Source organism: Wolbachia endosymbiont of Cylisticus convexus (assembly GCF_003344345.1).
Window position 1 is genome coordinate 1 of sequence record NZ_QPIP01000204.1, and the last position, 1917, is coordinate 1917.

Below are 1917 nucleotides of genomic sequence, written 5' to 3' on the forward strand. Positions count from 1 at the left end.
CAAGAGTCTTCCTCTGTCGTTCAATCATTCTCTTTTTCCATTTCGGTAGCTCAGTATTACGTTTACCTAGCAAATCAGCAAGTTTACGTACGTGATGTACTTCAATCTGCTCTTGTGATTTACATAAGTTTGTGCCAATAGTCTTTGCTCTATTTCACTACGCTTATTCCATATTGGTATAAGGTTATCACTTATGCTTACCCATTTATTTCATTTTAGTGATACAGCACCAAAGTGTGTAATTAATGGTATCTTTGATGGTAAACGATCTACTCTGATTTGGATGACTTTTCGTTTTTCACCTTCATCGTTTTCAATCATCGCACCAAATTTTCTATAAATTTTCCTGCAAGTTGTTTTGTATTTAGATGCTAAAGTCTTTACTAATGATACTTCCATCACATACTTCAAATAACTTAGTGTGTGAAGGTTGTAGGCCATTTTGTAATATTGTACAATTCCTCGATATTCAGTTTGATACTGAGCAACAATACTGTAAGCTGTATCAAATATACGTTGAGGTAAATGTATAGGCTTTCCACAACGCATACACTTTTTCTGCTTTATATGATGTGATCCAATACTACCCATCGTTGTGTCCGATGATCATGTTTATCATCTGCATGCAAGACGTGTATTTCATAACCCAAAAAATTGGCTTTGCTATCACATGCGTGTGTAATAAGCGTTTTATCTTCATTAAGCATAAGTTTGAGCTCCTCATTGAGGAATTTAGCAATCTCATTTTTAATTTGTTCAGCTTCATTTTTTGGTCCTGCAAACCCTACCAGAATATCATCAGCATACCTAACATACCAAAGACGTCGATAATTTGGATCGCAAGAATCCTTAGATGGCATACTCTGCACTAATTGACGCAGTTGTTTTGCTTGATCCCAGTTCCCTTGTTTTCTCATCATCGATACTTGCATGGTTAACCTTAAATATTTTGGATTTGTGTGTGCCGTAGAAACAAAAGCTACGCAGTAGATGAGGGAGGGCCCCTACTCCCATAAGTGTTGAAAGTGTCATAAGAAGAAGATAAAAGAGCTATTATTAAAGAAAAATGGAGGCAATAATGGATCAAATAGAAAGAATACTAAACTTAACTAAAAGACGAGGATTTGGAAAGACTAGGAAAATCAACAGAGGTAGATAAATGTAATACTAAGTTAGTTGGTAAAATAATATTTAAAGGCTTAATGAAGCTAATATTAATGGGTCAGAAAACAAGCTTAAGAGCACTAGAAATGGTAATAAATAGGTGTGTGATAGATAAAAATGATGATAAAAGTACAGTTACATACAGTGGCTTATCGAAAAGGTTAAAAGTTCTGATTATTTTAAAGGTGTATATATCGATTTAATAAACAAAGTGGAAAAATTATTGCCCAGAAAAACGTCACATAACTTACATAGATTCGATTCAACAATTATAAATTTATCAGGGTACCTTATAAAAGATGGGTTAAAAATAGGTGGTAAAAGCAATGACAGTCAAGTCAAAGTAAGCGTTGGATTAAAAGGCCAATTACCGACGAGTATAAGATTTTGTCAAGGGCAAGAAGAAAGTAGCGAAGATATAGCGCTGGTTAGAGCAATTAATGAAGCTAAAGTTAAAAAAGAGGATATTTTATTGTTTGATAGAAGGATTGCAAAAGTTGCAACTTTCACTGAGTTTGACAAAAAGGAATACAAATTTATCACAAGAACATACTTAAAAAGAAGGTACTGCGTTATAAGAGAGAATGAAATTACGCAAAAACAACAACCAGATGGATCGGAAATTTTGGAAGATAATATAGTGAATCTTTACAGCGGAAGCAGAGCAATAGCAAGTACGACTAATAAAAATTAAAAATAGAACAGAAGATGAAATATGGTTTTTGACCAACTTATTTGAAATACCGGCTTATG

General features: G+C 33.6%; 5 protein-coding genes. 2 read left to right on the top strand and 3 right to left on the bottom strand.

Going from position 1 to position 1917, the window contains the following annotated elements; translation table 11 throughout:
* From Wcon_RS12910 to Wcon_RS11515, 3 genes are all read right to left on the bottom strand, one after another.
* The coding region (locus Wcon_RS12910; RefSeq protein WP_338062152.1) for a hypothetical protein at window positions 1–73 on the bottom strand (73 nt) is incomplete at its 3' end.
* Between the two features lie 137 nt (window positions 74–210).
* Window positions 211–591, bottom strand: coding sequence for a group II intron reverse transcriptase/maturase (locus tag Wcon_RS11510; protein ID WP_237350120.1), 381 nt, complete (start codon window positions 589–591; stop codon window positions 211–213).
* The gene (locus Wcon_RS11515) at window positions 564–932 is read right to left on the bottom strand and encodes a reverse transcriptase domain-containing protein (protein WP_179947524.1); all 369 of its coding nucleotides are present in this window, start codon (window positions 930–932) and stop codon (window positions 564–566) included. Before Wcon_RS11515 ends, Wcon_RS11510 begins: the two co-directional genes overlap by 28 nt.
* Before the next feature lie 192 nt (window positions 933–1124).
* On the opposite strand from Wcon_RS11515, the gene Wcon_RS10430 reads away from it, so the two are divergent.
* Both Wcon_RS10430 and Wcon_RS10435 read left to right on the top strand, forming a co-directional pair.
* A complete protein-coding gene (locus tag Wcon_RS10430; RefSeq protein WP_114516947.1) occupies window positions 1125–1367 on the top strand; it encodes a hypothetical protein in 243 nt (80 codons plus the stop codon).
* A gap of 8 nt (window positions 1368–1375) precedes the next feature.
* A complete protein-coding gene (locus Wcon_RS10435; protein WP_114516948.1) occupies window positions 1376–1858 on the top strand; it encodes a hypothetical protein in 483 nt (160 codons plus the stop codon).
* Window positions 1859–1917: the final 59 nt, after the last annotated feature.

Coding starts and splice junctions, on each gene's coding strand:
- Wcon_RS11510 (WP_237350120.1), bottom strand. CDS start 591: ATGGGTAGTATTGGATCACATCATATAAAGCAGAAAAAGTGTATGCGT.
- Wcon_RS11515 (WP_179947524.1), bottom strand. CDS start 932: ATGCAAGTATCGATGATGAGAAAACAAGGGAACTGGGATCAAGCAAAA.